This is a genomic window from Mesorhizobium sp. M7A.F.Ca.CA.003.01.2.1, from assembly GCF_003998945.1.
GTDB lineage: Bacteria > Pseudomonadota > Alphaproteobacteria > Rhizobiales > Rhizobiaceae > Mesorhizobium > Mesorhizobium ciceri.
The window spans coordinates 1-760 of record NZ_RZRA01001491.1 but is presented as its reverse complement, the minus strand read 5'-3'; the positions used below and the strand labels follow the sequence as shown (position 1 = coordinate 760).

Below are 760 nucleotides of genomic sequence, written 5' to 3'. Positions count from 1 at the left end.
TACCTCAGCGGTATCGCGCAAAATGGCGGCTCTGCATTCGTGGCGTGATGCTCGCTTGAAAGGGTGGTCGAGCCGATCACGTTGCCAGCGTGCGAGAGTGCAGCTTGGGCTTTGGGACTCAGGCCACCGACGGCTCGGCGGTTTCGCGCCTCAACTCCGGTTTGGAACCGAGAACTTCTTCCACAATCCCGCGCGCAATCTCGCGCTCGCCCATGATCACCGTATCGGCGCCCAAACCCTTGAGATGTTCGACCTCGGCATCGGAATGGGCACGGGCGATGACGTTGATAGCGGGATTGGCGGCGCGGGCGCGGAGCACGATCTGGCCGGCTTCGAAGGCATTGGGGATCGCAAGGATCAGCCGGCTGGCGCCCTCGGGGTTGGCGGCGGCGAACACTTCGGCATTGGCCGCATTGCCGGCGACGGTCTCGACGCTGTCCGCTTTCAGCTTCGCCAGCGTCTTGTCGGCGTCCTCGATGACCAGGAAGGGCATTGCCGCGCCTTTCAGGGCCGAGCCGACCAGGCCACCGACACGGCCGTAGCCGATCAGGATGGCATGGCCGGTGAGTGCCGTCTTTGGCGGCGGCCCGTCCTCCTTTTTCGCCGCTGCCGCGACAGAGGCCACCTGGCCCGGCTCCGTCGCCGGACCAACCGGTTTTGCCTCGACCGGTGGTGCCGTCCTGGCGGCGCGCCGTTCCAGCCACGGCTTCATCCAGTCGATGGCCAGGAACATCAGCGGGTTGAGGACAATCGACAGGAT

1 protein-coding gene is annotated in these 760 nt (G+C 65.5%); it reads right to left on the bottom strand.

Annotated elements, in window-relative coordinates:
• Window positions 1-118: 118 nt before the first annotated feature.
• A partial coding sequence (locus EN969_RS33695) for an NAD-binding protein (protein ID WP_206525332.1) occupies window positions 119-760 on the bottom strand: 642 nt, incomplete at its 5' end.